Annotated in this window: 14 protein-coding genes; 7 read left to right on the top strand and 7 right to left on the bottom strand. The window is 63.5% G+C overall.

Going from position 1 to position 15722, the window contains the following annotated elements; translation table 11 throughout:
* Positions 1-43 precede the first annotated feature (43 nt).
* The gene (locus BN1121_RS01950) at positions 44-469 is read right to left on the bottom strand and encodes a GNAT family N-acetyltransferase (RefSeq protein ID WP_005352244.1); all 426 of its coding nucleotides are present in this window, start codon (positions 467-469) and stop codon (positions 44-46) included.
* A 427-nt stretch (positions 470-896) separates the two neighbouring features.
* Here BN1121_RS01950 and trhP point away from each other — a divergent pair, with 427 nt between their 5' ends.
* The 3 genes from trhP (at position 897) to BN1121_RS01935 (ending at position 3657) form a co-directional block, all read left to right on the top strand.
* Positions 897-2261, top strand: a complete 1365-nt coding sequence (trhP, locus tag BN1121_RS01945; RefSeq protein WP_005303943.1) for a prephenate-dependent tRNA uridine(34) hydroxylase TrhP — start codon at positions 897-899, stop codon at positions 2259-2261.
* Between the two features lies 1 nt (position 2262).
* On the top strand, positions 2263-2511 hold the full coding sequence (locus BN1121_RS01940; protein WP_005303946.1) for a YfhL family 4Fe-4S dicluster ferredoxin: 249 nt from the start codon (positions 2263-2265) through the stop codon (positions 2509-2511).
* Positions 2512-2688: 177 nt separating this feature from the next.
* On the top strand, positions 2689-3657 hold the full coding sequence (locus BN1121_RS01935) for a DUF481 domain-containing protein (protein ID WP_005352243.1): 969 nt from the start codon (positions 2689-2691) through the stop codon (positions 3655-3657).
* Between the two features lie 29 nt (positions 3658-3686).
* On the opposite strand, the gene BN1121_RS01930 is transcribed toward BN1121_RS01935, so the two are convergent.
* A complete protein-coding gene (locus BN1121_RS01930; protein ID WP_005352241.1) occupies positions 3687-4049 on the bottom strand; it encodes a hypothetical protein in 363 nt (120 codons plus the stop codon).
* A gap of 179 nt (positions 4050-4228) precedes the next feature.
* Between BN1121_RS01930 and BN1121_RS01925 the strand changes: the two genes are divergently transcribed.
* The 3 genes from BN1121_RS01925 to BN1121_RS01915 are packed head-to-tail and all read left to right on the top strand — an operon-like array spanning position 4229 to position 8690.
* Complete coding sequence (locus tag BN1121_RS01925) at positions 4229-5383, top strand: efflux RND transporter periplasmic adaptor subunit (protein ID WP_005352233.1); 1155 nt, start codon at positions 4229-4231, stop codon at positions 5381-5383.
* Positions 5383-7314: a MacB family efflux pump subunit gene (locus tag BN1121_RS01920; RefSeq protein WP_005352230.1), complete on the top strand. Its 1932-nt coding sequence runs from the start codon at positions 5383-5385 to the stop codon at positions 7312-7314. Before BN1121_RS01925 ends, BN1121_RS01920 begins: the two co-directional genes overlap by 1 nt.
* Positions 7311-8690, top strand: coding sequence for a TolC family protein (locus BN1121_RS01915; protein ID WP_152424668.1), 1380 nt, complete (start codon positions 7311-7313; stop codon positions 8688-8690). The genes BN1121_RS01920 and BN1121_RS01915 overlap by 4 nt, the downstream gene beginning before the upstream one ends.
* Positions 8691-8721: 31 nt before the next feature.
* On the opposite strand, the gene BN1121_RS01910 is transcribed toward BN1121_RS01915, so the two are convergent.
* On the bottom strand, positions 8722-9630 hold the full coding sequence (locus BN1121_RS01910; protein ID WP_005352223.1) for a sulfite exporter TauE/SafE family protein: 909 nt from the start codon (positions 9628-9630) through the stop codon (positions 8722-8724).
* A gap of 245 nt (positions 9631-9875) precedes the next feature.
* Positions 9876-10598, bottom strand: a complete 723-nt coding sequence (locus BN1121_RS01905; RefSeq protein ID WP_005352220.1) for a phosphatase PAP2 family protein — start codon at positions 10596-10598, stop codon at positions 9876-9878.
* Positions 10599-10764: 166 nt separating this feature from the next.
* On the opposite strand from BN1121_RS01905, the gene BN1121_RS01900 reads away from it, so the two are divergent.
* Positions 10765-11277 carry a DUF2937 family protein gene (locus tag BN1121_RS01900; RefSeq protein ID WP_005352217.1) on the top strand — a complete coding sequence of 171 codons (513 nt, stop codon included), beginning with the start codon at positions 10765-10767 and terminating at the stop codon, positions 11275-11277.
* On the opposite strand, the gene BN1121_RS01895 is transcribed toward BN1121_RS01900, so the two are convergent.
* The 3 genes from BN1121_RS01895 to mrcB all read right to left on the bottom strand — a co-directional run bounded on the left by BN1121_RS01895 (position 11274) and on the right by mrcB (position 15686).
* Positions 11274-12869, bottom strand: coding sequence for a response regulator (locus BN1121_RS01895; RefSeq protein WP_005352215.1), 1596 nt, complete (start codon positions 12867-12869; stop codon positions 11274-11276). The two genes, BN1121_RS01900 and BN1121_RS01895, sit on opposite strands and share 4 nt — an antisense overlap.
* A 91-nt stretch (positions 12870-12960) precedes the next feature.
* Positions 12961-13377, bottom strand: a complete 417-nt coding sequence (gene gloA2, locus BN1121_RS01890; protein WP_005352212.1) for an SMU1112c/YaeR family gloxylase I-like metalloprotein — start codon at positions 13375-13377, stop codon at positions 12961-12963.
* The gene (gene mrcB, locus BN1121_RS01885; RefSeq protein WP_043157439.1) at positions 13374-15686 is read right to left on the bottom strand and encodes a penicillin-binding protein 1B; all 2313 of its coding nucleotides are present in this window, start codon (positions 15684-15686) and stop codon (positions 13374-13376) included. Before mrcB ends, gloA2 begins: the two co-directional genes overlap by 4 nt.
* Positions 15687-15722 lie beyond the last annotated feature (36 nt).

Below are 15722 nucleotides of genomic sequence, written 5' to 3'. Positions count from 1 at the left end.
ACCGCCACCGTGTGCTACTTGTTCGATGGCATCAGGCCCCCTCTCAGGGCAACACCAGCCGCCGCCAGGGCCCGGTTAACGGACACTCACCCCGCTCCCAGTCATCCTGCCAACCGAGACGATGATAAAAGCCGATGGCTGCCCAGTTGCTTTCGCTCACCTTGAGAGAGGCAGGACCCGAGCCCGTTGCCAGCGCTCGCTCGAGCAGGGCACGCCCCACCCCCTGACCACGACTCTCCTCCTCGACGTAGAGGTGGTGAATAAAGCGATCCGCCGGCCACAGACTGACCAGACCGACGATCCGCTCTCCGCGCTCGGCGAGCCAGACCCGCTCACCGGCACTCTGCTCGGCCCACTCCTCGAGGCGAAAGTGATGCCCCGCCACCCAGTGAAAGGTATTGCGCCGTTCACGCAGAAAGAGGCGCGCCAACGCCACCTCATCGGCCTGCTCGGCCTCTCGAATACGCATCGGTGATCCCTCTTCTCGTTGAGCCGCAGGCAGAGAGCATGGTTCAAACCGGACAATACGCCCAGCCGGGTGAATGCTATGTTGAGCCGTGTCTGGCATGAGAGCCCCTAAAATGCGGTGCTCATCGAGGACAGAAAGAGAACGAACCGCAACTGCATCCGGTTTCGGCTTAAGCTATCTGGCCCCACACTCCCTCACCCTATCTCGCACCCTCGCACGATACAATGCCCTTGCTCGCCACCTTATCCTGGTACGACAAGCCCCCTGGTAGAGTCCATTATTACTTAGATCCGGCTCACGCTTTTCTGGTACACTCTGCGCCCCTGCGAGACGGGCACGGCGTGCCGTCAGATACGCAGTAACCACTTGATTTAACAGCAATACATAGTATTCGCTGCTGATTTGCAATCAGACCAGAGAGATCCCCATGTTCAAGCCAGAATTGCTCTCCCCCGCAGGTTCCCTCAAGAACATGCGTTACGCCTACGCCTATGGCGCCGATGCCGTCTATGCCGGCCAGCCCCGCTACAGCCTGCGGGTGCGCAACAACGAATTCGATCACGAGAACCTGCAGCTCGGCATCAACGAGGCTCATGCCCTCGGCAAGCAGTTCTACGTGGTGGCCAACATCCAGCCCCACAACTCCAAGCTCAAGACCTTCATCCGCGACATGCGCCCCGTGGTGGAGATGAACCCGGATGCGCTGATCATGTCCGACCCCGGTCTCATCATGATGATGCGTGAAGCCTTCCCCGACATGCCCATTCACCTCTCGGTGCAGGCCAACGCGGTCAACTGGGCCACGGTGAAGTTCTGGCATCAGATGGGCCTGACCCGTGCCATCCTCTCTCGCGAGCTGTCGCTGGACGAGATCGAAGAGATCCGCATGCAGGTGCCGGAGATGGAGCTGGAAGTGTTCGTTCACGGGGCGCTGTGCATGGCCTACTCCGGCCGCTGCCTGCTCTCCGGCTACATCAACAAGCGCGACCCCAACCAGGGCACCTGCACCAACTCCTGCCGCTGGGAGTACAAGGTGCACGAGGGTAAAGAGGACGAGGTGGGCCAGATCGTCCACCGCCAGGAGCCGATTGCCGTGCAGAAAGTGGACCCGACCCTGGGCGCCGGCAAACCGACCGATGCGCTGGTGCTGCTGGAAGAGTCCAACCGCCCGGGCGAGTACATGAGCGCGTTCGAGGACGAGCACGGCACCTACATCATGAACTCCAAGGATCTGCGCGCCGTCGAGCACGTGGAGCGGCTGACCAGGATGGGCGTCCATTCGCTGAAGATCGAAGGCCGTACCAAGTCCTTCTACTACTGCGCGCGCACCGCCCAGGTCTATCGCAAGGCGATCGATGATGCGGTAGCCGGCCGGCCGTTTGACCGCAGCCTGATGGGCACCCTCGAGAACCTGGCCCACCGCGGCTATACCGAGGGCTTCCTGCGCCGTCACAACCACAGCGAATACCAGAACTACGACTACGGCTACTCGGTCTCCGACACCCAGCAGTTCGTCGGCGAGATCACCGGTCGCAACGGCGACATGGTGGAAGTCGAGGTGAAGAACAAGTTCCTGGTGGGCAACAGCCTGGAGCTGATGACCCCGCAGGGCAACCTCAGCTTCAATCTGGAGCAGATGCAGAACCGCAAGGGCGAGCTCATCGACACAGCGCCGGGCAACGGCCACGTGGTCTACGTGCCGGTCCCGAAGGAAGTGGACGTTAACTACGGCATCCTGCTGCGCAACCTCGGCGAGCGCGAGGACACCCGTCAGCCCCACTCGGCCGCCTGAGATGTCCCTGCTCATCACCGACAAGTGCATCAACTGTGACATGTGCGATCCCGAGTGTCCGAACCAGGCCATCAGCCTCGGCGAGGAGATCTACGAGATCGATCCCAGTCGCTGCACCGAGTGCGTCGGTCACTACGAGAAGCCGACCTGCATCAGTGTCTGCCCTATCGACTGCATCATCTGGGATCCCGCCCACGTGGAGACCGAAGAGCAGCTGATGGAGAAGTTCGTGCGGATGCACCGGCAGTAACACCGGCATCAGCATCTGCGCCACATGGCCTGCATCCTCCGGGATCCCGCCCATGTGAAGACGGGGCGCTGTTGCTGAAAACGCTCGTCCGCCTGCCGGGCGGTTTAAGAAGGGGGCCTACGCGCCCCCTTCTCTTTATGGCATGCTCGATGCAGGACCCCTTTCGATGCCGACCCTATGAATCCGATCCTCTCTCTGCTGCTACTCATCTTCGCCCTGCCTCTCGCCGCCGACACCATCTGGCTCAAGAACGGCGATCGCCTGACCGGGGAAGTCACGCCCGGTGAGGAGAGCCTGACCCTGACCTTCCCCTTCGGCGGCGAAGTCGAGATCCCGCGCACTGCGGTCAAGCGCTGGCGTGCCAAGCAAGAGGCGGCGCCGGCCCTCAGCAAGAAGGGGATCGATCTGACCCTGCTCAGGCCCAATGAGGAGAAATGGCATCTCTCGGGCAGCAGCGATGTGAGCCTCAAGATCAAACAGAACACCAGCCGCACCAACAACCTGAGCGTCAAGGGCAAGCTGGAGATGGAGAACCCCGGCTGGCGTAATGGCCTGGAAGGGGAGTACGACTACGATACCTCGAACGGTGCCACCACGGATCACAGCTACCGGCTGCAACCCAGGGTCGACTACTTCCTGGCCGATCGCTGGTACTGGCGCACCACTGTGGACTACCAGTTCGACATGCTCGAGAACAACTACCTGCGAGTGGACTACAACAGCGGCGCCGGTTATCGCGCCTGGAAAGAGAAACGCAAGCGACTGGAGTTTCTGCTGCTCGGTGGCCTGCGCGAGGCTTACTGGGATTCGGATCCCGATGCCGAGCTGCTGTTTGGCTCCCAACACGCAGCCTACCCCACCCTGACCCTAGGTTGGGATTACCAACAGCGGCTTGAGACGAGCAAGGTGGAGCTGTTTAGCGAGGGCCGCTACATTCACTACTTGTCGCAACCCTCCACCTTCCTGATCTATCGGCGCACCATAGATGGCAGCGTGGGAATGCGCTACTACCTGAATGATAACCTGCGCCTCTCCTGGTCGAGTGAGCTCACCTGGGACGATGGCTATCTGGAGTTCGAGGGGATACGCAGCGCCATCCCCGACAAGGAGTGGCGCCAGACCCTGAGCCTGGGGGCCAGCTTCTAACGAGAGAGGGCGCCACTGGCGCCCTCTGCTCACTTGTTCTTGCCTTTACCCTTGCTGCCCTCGTCATAGAGCTCAATTTTTACGCCACCGCCATCGTTACCCTTGTAAGACTTGTCGTGGCCCTTGCCAGGGTTGTTACCACTGTGGATGCTGCGGTTCCAATGCTCCTTGTCCCTGTCGGTACACCCGTCGCTGGCCACCCTGACGCTGCCGATATCGATAAAGGAGCAGTCACCTCTGTGCCTCTCCTTCCATTTCTGCATCTCGTTATCGTCATCGACGTTGATGCGGATACCATTGGAGTCGATCTTGATGCCACCGGCATCGATCTGAATGCCGGCCCAGGCCGGAGCGGCCAGCACCAACGAGAGCAGCAATACGGAACCTTTCATGGGCTCACCTCGCACAATATTGTCCGCCTCATCTTAGCGCACCGCGATCGCACTGTACGCCATCGGGTGAAAAAACCCCCTGTCGAGTCAGCACTCATTAACCCTTGTTACAGTTTTCCACTTGGGAGCTTTAGTGCGGCACTGCAAGATGGCCTCCCCAACCGACACGAACCTTGCCCATGAAGAAGCTGCTCTCTCACTGGCGTCTGCTGCTCGCTTTCTCCCTCGTCACCGCCCTGCTGATCGGCTGGCTCTGGCCCCACACCCCGCCCCCCAGCCATCTCACCGCAACGGTACAACGGCAGGACATCGAGCAATCGGTGCAGGCGAGCGGCGTGTTACAAGCCCGCGAGCAGGTTGACGTGGGCGCCCAGGTCAACGGCCAGGTGGTACGCCTGCTGGTCGATGAGGGGCAGCAGGTAAAGAAGGGGGATCTGCTGGCCGAGATCGACCCGACCGTGGCCCAGAACAAGCTCAAGAAGGCCGAGGCGGATCTCGCCCGTGCCAAGGCAGACCTGCGTATGAAGCAGGCGCTACAACGCCAGGACACCCTGGCGCTGAACCGGCAACGCGCCATGATCCGCGACGAGGCCACCTCCCGCGCCGAGCTGGAACAGGCCGAGGCCAAGCAGGCCACTAGCGCGGCAGACGTGGCCAACGCCCGCACCGCCATCACCAGCGCCGAGATAGAGGTGGCCACCGCCCGCACCGAGCTCGGCTACAACCGCATTCTGGCACCGATGGATGGCACAGTGCTCTCCCTGGTCACCAAGCTGGGCCAGACCCTGGTCTCCGCCCAGGTGGTGCCGACCCTGCTCAAGCTCGCCGACCTCGACACCATGACCATCAAGGCGCAGATCTCTGAGGCCGACGTCATCCGTATCCATGCCGGCATGCCGGTCTACTTCACCCTGATAGGCGACCCGGACACCCGTTATGACGCGACCCTGCGCACCGTGCAACTGGCGCCGACCAACATCAATGACACCGCCAACGCCAACGCCAGCAACAGCGCCGTCTACTACTACGCCCTGTTTGACGTGCCCAACCCCGGGCATCTGCTGCGGGTTGCCATGACAGCCCAGGTGAGCATAGTGCTGGGTCGCCGTGAGGGAATTCTGGCCATTCCCCTGACCGCCCTCGGCACCACCAAGGGCAAGGATCGCTTCGAGGTGACGGTACTGAGCGACGGGCAGACACAGCCGCGCACCGTACAGACCGGCCTGCGCGACGAGGTCAACGTCGAGATCGTCGACGGCCTGCGCGAGGGCGAATCTGTGATCCTCGGCAGTGGCATGCCGGCCGAGCCTCATGACGTGGAGATCATGTTGTGATGCCCCTCATTCGCCTCGAGGGGGTGAGCCGGCGCTTTGTGAGCGGCGAGCAGGAGGTGACCGTGCTACACCCTCTGGATCTCGACATCATGGCCGGCGAGATGGTCGCCATCGTCGGCGCCTCCGGCTCCGGCAAGTCGACCCTGATGAACCTGCTCGGTTGCCTGGATCGCCCGAGCGAAGGACAGTACCGCTTCCGCGGCGAGGCGACCAGCCATCTCGATGCCCTCGACCTGTCACACCTGCGCTGCCACCACTTCGGCTTCATCTTCCAGCGCTACCACCTGCTGCCTCACCTGGACGCCGCCGCCAACGTGGAGATCCCGGCCATCTACGCCGGCAGCCGCCGCAGCGAGCGCCGGGAGCGAGCGCACGCCCTGCTCGAGCGCCTGGGGCTGGCGGAGCGCGCCCACCACAGACCGGGGCAGCTCTCGGGAGGCCAGCAGCAACGGGTCAGCATCGCCCGGGCCCTGATGAATGGCGCCGAGGTGATCCTCGCCGATGAACCGACCGGAGCCCTCGACAGCCAGAGCGGGCGCGAGGTGCTGACCATCCTCAAGGAGCTGCATCAACTCGGCCATACCATCATACTGGTGACCCACGATCCGGCCATCGCCGCCCATGCCGAGCGAGTGATCGAGCTCAAAGACGGTCGGGTGATCCGCGACAGCGGCAGCCAGCCGCGCACGGCGCCCCTCACCCCGGAACCCATGGTCGAGCCGGGCAGCTGGTGGGACGGGGTGGATCGCCTGCGCGAGGCGTTTCAGATGGCATGGCACGCCATGAAGGCGCACCGCATGCGCACCTTCCTCACCATGCTAGGCATCATCATCGGCATCGCCGCCGTGGTGAGCGTGGTGGCTCTCGGTCAGGGGACGCGCAACAAGGTGATCGGCGACATCAGCTCTCTTGGCACCAATACCATCGACATCTTCACAGGCTCCGGCTGGGGGGATGAGAAGGCGGCCTCGATTCGCACCCTTAACGAACGCGATCTGCGGGTGCTGACCGGCCAACCCTACCTGCAAGGGGCCACCCCTCAGCTTGCCACCAGCGCTCAGGTTCGCTGGCGCAACAAGAACCTGTCGGGCAGCCTGAACGGGGTGAGCCCGTCCTTCTTCGAGGTCAAGGGGGTAGAAGTGGTGCAGGGGCGCCTGCTCAACGATGAGGATCTGCGCAGCCGCACCGCGGTGGCGGTGATCGACGAAGGCTCCATGAAGAGCCTGTTTGGCGATGCCCTCCCCATCGGTCAGGTGGTGTTCGCCGGCACGGTCCCCCTTCGTATCGTCGGCGTCGCCAAGGAGCAGAACCGCTGGGGTAGCGGCCAGAGCCTGACGATCTGGCTCCCCTACAGCACCCTGATGAGCCGTATCCAGGTGCAGGACTACTTCAGCCAGATCACGGTGCGCCTGGCCGACGGGATCACCGTGCCCATGGCCGAGCAGGGGATCACCGAGCTGCTCACCAGCCGCCACGGCAAGCAGGACTTCTTCACCTTCAGCAACGACGCCATCCTCAAGTCGGTGGAGAAGACCACGGCGACCCTGACTCTGCTGGTCTCCTCCATCGCCCTCATCTCCCTCATCGTCGGTGGCGTCGGGGTGATGAACATCATGCTGGTCTCGGTGGTAGAGCGCACCCGGGAGATCGGCATTCGGGTCGCGGTCGGCGCCCGCCGCGGCGATATCTTGCAGCAGTTCCTCATCGAGGCTGTGATGGTGAGTCTGGTGGGCGGCATCATCGGTGTCGGCCTCTCCTTACTCATCGGCCTGCTTTTCGGCGCCCTGGTGCAGAGCATGCAGATGCACTTCTCACTCTTTTCCCTGCTGATGGCCTTCGGCTGCTCCAGTCTCATCGGCATACTGTTTGGTTACCTGCCGGCGCGCAATGCCGCCCGGCTCGATCCGGTGGAGGCGTTGGCCCGCGAATGATGACAAGACTCCTGGTGCTCATGATGGGCAGCCTGCTGCTGCTTGGCTGTAGCCAGCGCAGCGACTACCACAGACCCGCTCTCGACCTGCCGACGAGCTGGCAGGACCAGCAGGCCCCCGCCACCTTGCACGACACCTGGTGGCGCGCCTTCGGCGATCCGGCTCTCGATACCCTGGTCGAGCGGGTGCTGGCGGCCAATCCGGATCTGGCCATCGCCGGGCTACGCCTGCGCCAGGCAGAGCTGGGACTCGATCTTGCGCAAGGGGAGTCCCGCCCCTCGGTGACCGGCACCCTGGGCATGAGCGCCTCGCGCCCCCTCAACCGCCACGAGGCCAGTAAACGTGAAACTAACAGCAGCCAGCGCCTGGGCTACGAACTGGATTTGTGGGGACGCCTGTCGGCGGTAGAGGACGCCGCCCGCTGGGAGGTGGAGGCCACCTGGGAAGATAGAGAAGCGACTCGCCTCACCCTGATTGGCAAAACGCTGGAGGCTTACTGGCAGCTGGGTTACCTTCATCAGGCCATCGCCAGCGGCGCTGCGGATCTCGCCGCCGCACGCCAGACCCGGCAGCTGACCGAAAGCCGCTACCGGGCCGGTGCGGTGGGCCGCCTCGACCTGGCCCAGGCCGAACAGAGTCTGGCGGGACGCACGGCCAGCCAGCTCGAGCTGACCCGCCAGCAGGAGGCCGCTCGCAACACCCTGCGCCTGCTGCTCGGCGTGCCGCACGGTTCGCTGCCGGTCACCCCCACTTCGTTACCGGACGCCTTGCCCACCCCCGCGCCCGGCCTGCCCGCCGAGCTGCTGTCGCGCCGCCCGGACGTCAAGGCCGCCGAACTGCGCCTGCGCAAGCAACTGGCCGAGGGGGATGAGGTGCGCGCCGGCCTCTACCCCACTCTGAGCATCACCGCCGGGGTCAATGGTGGCAGCCAGGCCCTGGCCGAGCTGCTGCAAAACCCGGCCGGGAGCCTGGGCGCCAGTTTGGCCCTCCCCTTCCTCGAGTGGGAGAAGGGCCGCCAGCGGGTCGCCAGGAGCGAGGGCGCCTACCAGCAGGCGGAGATGGCGTTTAGAAAACAGCTCTACGACGCCCTGGTGGAGGTGGACAATGCCCTTACCGACACCCGCATCGGCCACGAGCGGGAGGTCCTGCTCGCCGAGCAGCTGCACCTGGCCCGTGAGAGTGAACAGCTGGCGCGCACCCGCTATCGGGCCGGCGCCACCGGCGTGCAACCCTGGCTCGACGAGCAGGGACGGCGACGCGGCGCCGAGCTCGCCTGGCTGGAGCAGCGCCGCGCCCTGCTGGTCTCCCTGTCGCGCCTGTGCCAGTCGCTGGGCGGCGGCATGGGGAGCGACGCCCGCCCAAGCGGGCACAGCTAATACGACAAGGCCGGCATACGCCGGCCTTGTGCTATCCGTGGCTGGGCTGGGGCGAGAGATCCGCCGCCCGCTGCCGCCGCTCACCGCGCCAGGCGGCATACATGCTCCAGGCGGTGTAGATGACCACGGCCCCCACCAGCCACTTGAGCATGGCCAGATCCATGGCACTCACCAGGGAGGAGGCGAGCAAGACCCCGATTGGCCCCAACAGCGCCACCGCCACCACCGCCTGGGCATCGAAGGCACCACGCCGGATGAAGGTGCCGGCCGAGAAGAGGCTCAGCAGCGCCGCAGAGCCCATCATGATGGGGAAGGCCGCGATAGGGTGTAGCCCCAATAGATAGAGCATGGTCATGCAGGGGGCAAACAGGCCTATCCCTACGTTCATCAGCACTCCGAACAGGAAGTTGCCTGCAATCGCAATGGCCAGCTTGCCACCGCTGAGCCCCATGGCTTCTCCACCCAGAGGGAAGAGGCCGAGCAGACCGGCGAAGATGAGCCCCGCCACCACCAACAGGGAGCTGGCCATCACGATGCGCACCGTCTGGCGATCGAACGAGGAGACATAGCGAGCCCCCACCGCAGCACCGACAGCCGCACTCACCATCATGGGTAGCAGGGTGGTTGGCTCGACCCGCACCATACCGATGAAGATGAGGGCCTGGGTGATGGTGGGTAGCACGCACTGCCCGTTGAGGGTGCCCGGCAACAGGCGATCATCGATCAGCCTCAAGTGCTTGTAGAAGGCGGTCTTCACCGCGAAGCTGCCCACCCCGAGCGTATCGAGGAAGTTGGCAAAGCAACCGATGGCACCGACGGTCCAGAAGGGGGTCGACTCCAGCTTGCCATCCTCTCTGCGCTGCCACCAGGCACGCAGCAAGATGACAATGTAGACGAGAGCGCCGGCCACGAAGAGACAGCGCAAGAGGGTCATCAGCATAGGGCTCTCCTGCAAAAGGGCCGCGATTGTAGGGCAGTGCAGAAGCGAGGAGAAGTGGGGCACGACAAAATAATCCGCCAAAAAGTAGGGGTAGCGTTCTACGTTAGCAAATGAATCTGCTATTACTATTCATTAGGGGGTTCAACGAGCTCCCTGCCCATCGGAAGTGGTTATAGTCATTCGCGACGACTCATGGTCAACCCGATGGTAACCAAAAGGCCGGGAAAATCCCGGCCTTTGCTTGTCTATCTTGCGGCAACCCGCAGTACCGGGGTTAACCAACCGAGCCGAGCCAACCCTCTCTCCGCGCTGCGGATAAGGGCTGGCGCCAAGGGGGTCAGCAGCAGCCAGGGCAGGAGCAGCATGGTGATGGCCAGCGACCCCATATAGATATCGGTAAACCAGTGGGCCCCGGCCATGATGCGCGGCAGGGTGAACAGCGGCACCATCAGGCAGGCCATCAGCCCAATCCAACGCGGGGCGAAGCGCAGCATGAAACCGGCGAAGATCATCAGCATCAGGCCGTGATCACCGGGGAAGCTGTCGCTCGACGCGTCCTTGGTCGGGAAATCGACCAGCTCGGTCAGGCGCAGGGCACCGGGCAGCGACAGAGTCGGGCTCGGGCGCTCGAACGGAAGCAGGTGACCGATGCGATTGAGGATAAACGCTGTCACCACCATCAATAGCCCCATGGCCAGCAGGCGCCGCCGTCCGGCCAGCGCGGCATGCAGATACTGCCAAAAGAGTAAGCCCAGCATGCAGAGGAGAAAGACCAGATCGAACAGACGGTTGTTGGTGATGGCCGTCAGCAGGCGCCAGCCACCCGGCTCGGCGATCAGGGCGTTGAAGAGGTGGAAAATCTGGAAATCCCAGCGCGCCCAGATACCATGGCCCGGCAACAGTAGCCAGCTCATGGCGATGAAGGCCCCCAGCAGGTTCCAGATAAGAATACGAGGAAGAGAGTGCATTGAATACCTCATGCCAGATTGAGGGGGCAATATGATAGCCCCTGGTCGCCATGAGGCGGATCAGAACAACGTTAGCAAATGTAACCGTCCCACCCGGGAGCTCAGACTTGGCGCACGGGGTCATCCGATCTAGTATGCCCGCTGATACTTAACAGGGACTGTCTCGATGCACAGCTATCTTCGCATGATATTGTTTACCCTCGGCCTGCTGGCCGGTGTGCAGATCCCCGGCGTGCTGGAACTCTACTTCCAGCGGGTGGATGCCCGTTTACAACAAGCTCAGGTCAGCCTGATCCCGTTTCAGAGCAATGCCGACGAGCACTTTGACGGCAACCTGACGGCACTGATCCAGCACTATCGCACCAACCCGGATCCCGTCGTACAGCGGGATGCAACCAGCATCCAGAGTCTGGTCGACCAGCGCACCCTGCTTGAACGTGAACAGGCCCAGCAAGGGGCCCCCTGGTATCGGCAACTGCTTCACTTCGCCAGCGCAGCCGACCGTACTCTGGTGCAAGATACCCTCAACCACTACAACTATCTGGTGCCCCTCAACCAGGCCGCCATCTTCTGTGGTCTGCTGGTGGGACTGCTCGGGGCTCTGCTGGGTGATCTGCTGTTTGCCATCCTCGCCTGGCCATTTCGCCCGGCCCCCCGCCGCCGGATGGATCTGCGCTAGGGGTTCTCTCCCTGATAGACGCTAAGCGGGATCGGAAGGCGCTGCTCCCTGACCAGTTTCAACATGGCCGCTACCACCTGAGGATCAAACTGGCTGCCGGAGCCCTGCTCCAGATAGGTGAGCACCCGCTCCAGCGGCCAGGGCTCCTTGTAGGGCCGTTTGCTCAATAGGGCATCGAACACGTCCACCACCGCCACTATCCGTGCCGAGAGGGGGATCTGCTCTCCCTTGAGGTGTTCGGGATAACCGTTGCCGTCGAAGTGCTCGTGATGGTAACGCGCGATTTCGGCGCCGAGCGAGAGATAGCTCATCCCCTCCACCATGCGGCCGGCATCGGCCAGTATGTTGGCGCCGATGGAGGCATGCTGCTCCATAATGCGACGCTCTTCGGGATCGAACCGGGCCGGTTTGTGCAAAATGCTATCGGGTGTCCCCACCTTGCCCACGTCGTGGAGGATGGAGGCCATGCCAATCATCTCGCGAAAACGTGGCGTCAGTTCATCCCCATAGGTAGACGACGTAGCCAACTCCATGGCGATCGCCTCGGAGAGCTTCTGTACCCGCAACACATGCTCCCCCGTATCGCTGTCACGAAACTCCGCCAGGGCTGCCAACGCGACCACGGTCGCCTCCTGGGCGCTAAGCAACTGACGGTTGAGGTAGAGGTTGTCATAGGCGGCCGAGATCCGCTGGCAGAAGATACCAAACAGATCCTGCTCGATAGGCTCCAGCGGCCAGGCCGGGGTCAGACAAAGCACAAACTCGCGCCCGTTCTGGGCCCGCAAGAAGATGGCCTCGCCGCTCTGCTCCAGATAGTTGCTGCCGTCGATGGCTGCATCGAGCGCCTTGATCAGATTGGGAAAGCGCGCCAGCTCGGCGCCTTCGAGCAAGGGGTCATAGATGCCTGTGGTCGCGAGGATCTGCAACTCGCCATCGTGACGAGTCCGCTCGGCGCAGAGGATCCCCTCAGCCCCCACATCCAGCAGGGCGCTGACCTGACGCAGCACCCCGGAGGCAAACTCCTTGAGAGAGCGCAGCCGGTATAGGTCGCCGGCACCGTCGAGGATCTTGGAGAGGCCCTGACGGCTGCACTCCAGGGCATGGAGACTCTCGTAAGAACGCAGCGACGCGATGACGCTGGTAAAGAGCTTCTGGGCCGTCAGCTCTGTCTTGGTCTTGTAGTCGTTGATGTCGTAATCGAGCACCACCTGCTTCTCGGGCGCCTGACCGGGCTGCCCGGTACGCAGTACGATCCGCACCAGATGGTTGCCCAGCTCCTCGCGGATGCGCCGGGCGACCTTGAGACCCGCATCGTCGCTCTCCATCACCACGTCGAGCAGCACCAGCGCGATGTCGGGTCGCGCCTTAAGTATCGCGATTGCCTCGCCGCCGTTGTGGGCGCTGAGCAGCTCGAGGCCACGCTCCTTGTAACGAATATCCCGCACAGCCAATCGGGTCGCGGCGTGGATATCGGGTTCATCATCGACGATGAGTACTGCCCAAGGCAGGCGGGGGCGTGCGACCCCCTTCTCCTCCGAGGTGGGCTCATCGTCGACAAACAGCAGATCCGATTCGTCTTCCTGCTCTGTCATGGTTCGCCTCCGTGCAACTCCACTAACTATAACAGGCAAAAAATGCACCCGATTATCCGTCCCGGCGTCAAATGCCCGTGGATGGCACTGCTCATGGGCTCTCGTACAGCTCCAGCGGCAGGCCATCGGGATCGGCGAAGAAGGTAAAGCGCCGACCGGTCAGTTCATCCAGCCGCACCGGCTCAACGGCCACCCCGTGGCCACAGAGATGGTCGATAAGCGGCTCGAGTCTGGCAACCCGAAACGCCAGATGACGCAAGCCGCACGCCTCCGGTCGGGAGGGGCGCGGCGGCGGCGAGGGGAAACTGAAGAGCTCGATCTGACCGCCCCCCGGCAGGGCCAGGTCCAACTTCCAGGATTGACGCTCGGCGCGCCAGGTCTCGGCCAGGATCGGCAACCCCAGCAGCTCGTGATAGAAGGCCCGCGAGCGGGCGTAGTCGCTACCGATGATCGCCACATGGTGGATGGCGCCGAGCAGCGGCGCTCCTCCTGCCTCTGTCAGCGTCACTGGAAGAAGCCGTTGAACCAGTTGTCGAGCACGCTCTGGGGTGAGCCGCCGCACGACATGGCCTCACCCAGCGTCGCCAACCTGGCCGGCACCGAGACGCTGCCCGGGCAGCTGCTGTCGACCCGGCTGCCACTGGCGCGGGAGAAGCTGGCCCAGCCGATCCCCTCGGGCAGGTTGAGCTGCAGGCTGTTCACCCCGCGCTGCGCCATATAGCCCGAGAAGAGCTGCAAGGCACCGTTCGCCCCCGTCAGCCCCGCCGGGGTGTTGTCATCGCGCCCTACCCAGACGCTCACCAGCTCGCTGTTGTCGATGCCGGCAAACCAGGAGTCACGCAGCTCGTTGGTCGTCCCCGTCTTGCCGGCCATGGTCAGCCCAGGGAAACGGGCGCTCAGGGAGCGCGCCGTCCCCTGGCTCACGGTGCGGGTCATGGCAAACAGGGTCAACCAGCTGGCGTCACTGTCCACCGCCTGCTTGGCCGCCACGCTGGGTTTGTAGAGGCTCTTGCCCGCACCATCGACGATGCCGCGAATGGCCGACAGGGGCTGAGTCAGCCCCCGGTTGGCGATGGGCAGGTACATCTGGTTCACCTCGAGCGGGCTCAAGGTGAGCGCCCCCAGCACCAGGGAGGGGTAAGGCTGGATACTCTGCTCCACCCCCAGCTTGTGCAGGGTGTCGACCACCTTGTCGAGCCCGACCTGCATGCCGAGGTTCACGGTGGGCACGTTGCGCGACCCCGCCAGGGCGTCCATCAGGGGGACGCTCTGGAGGAACTTGCGGTCATAGTTCTGGGGCGTCCACACCTGACCGTCCTGACCACGGATGCGGATCGGCTGATCTTTGAGCGGCGTCATCAGGTTCATGCCGTTGGCCAGGCCGGTGAGGTAGACGGGAGGCTTGACCAGAGAGCCAATCTGGCGCCTCGCATCGAGCGCCCGGTTAAAGCCGGCGTAGCGGGGATCGCGCCCCCCCACCACGGCCACCACCTCCCCCTTGCGCCAGTCTGAGATGACCATGGCCGCCTCTAGCTTCTTCTTGCCGCGGGTCTTCTCTATGGTTGCCAGGCCCGACTCGACCGCCTGCTCGGCGGCGTGCTGGGCGATGGGGTCCAGGCTGGTGAAGATCTTCACCCCCGACTGCTTGAGCAGATCGGGGCCAAACTGGGTCTGCACCTCGCGCTTGAGCAGGGTCATGAAGGCCGGGGTGCGGCCGTAGGACATCTGGCCGCGGGGGATCAACCCCAGGGGCTGGGCGCTGGCGAGCTGGTACTCGGCATCGGTCAGGCTGCCGTGATCGGCCAGCAATTTGAGCACCAGATCGCGGCGCGTCTTGGCCCGCTCAGGGAAACGCCAGGGATCGTAATAGGAGGGGCCCTTCACCAGCCCCACCAGCAGGGCGACCTGATCGATGTCGAGCTCGGTGACCGGTATGCCGAAGTAGAAATATGAGGCGAGCCCGAAGCCATAGACCCCCTGAGAGAAGTTCTGCCCCAGGTAGACCTCGTTGAGGTAGGCCTCGAGGATCTCGTCCTTGCCGTAGCGATAATCGATGATCACCGCCATATAGGCCTCCTGCAGCTTACGCCACAGGCTGCGCTCCCGGGTCAGGAAGAAGTTCTTGGCCAGCTGCTGGGTCAGGGTACTGCCCCCCTGCACCGTGTGACCGGCCAGAAGATTCACCACCATGGCACGAATGATCGCCACCGGCGACACGCCACCGTGTTGATAGAAGTCGCGATCCTCGGTGGTAAGCAGGGTCACCAGCAGGCTGTCAGGCACCTCGGCGATGCGCACCAGCAGGCGATCCTCCCGATCCTCCGTGTTGATCCGGTCGAGCAACACCGGGTCCATCTGGGCAAAACCCATGGGACGCCCCTTGTCGAGGGAGGTGATGGCGGCAAGGCGCGGCCCGTTGAAGGTCAGACGCATGCCACGCGCCCCGTCGGCACCGTCGAGGAAATCAAAGGCACGGCGTACCAGATCGATGCTGGTCGCGCCGACGGCATACTCACCGGGTTGGCGTGGCTGGCGCACCGGCTTGTAATTGAGCATCTTGAGCTCGCGTACCATCTGGTCGCGCGACAGACGCTGCCCCGGGTAAAGCTCCAGCGGGCGGCTGTAGACCATCACCGGCAGCTGCCACTTCTCACCGTCGAAGCGCTCGCGCACCTTGGTGTCGAGGTAGATGCCAAACACCACCAGGAAGGCGGCCACCACCAGGGAGAGTTTGACCCCCAGCCAAAACAGGGTGCGCCACAGGGAGCGGCGCGCGGGGCCCTTCTTCACCGGTCGTTTCTTGCGTGTCGTTGCCATGTATTCCACTTTTCCCAAACGGGTGATTCGTTGTCG

This window comes from Aeromonas diversa CDC 2478-85 (assembly GCF_000819805.1).
Lineage (GTDB): Bacteria > Pseudomonadota > Gammaproteobacteria > Enterobacterales > Aeromonadaceae > Aeromonas > Aeromonas diversa.
This window is presented reverse-complemented; position numbering and strand designations above follow the sequence as displayed.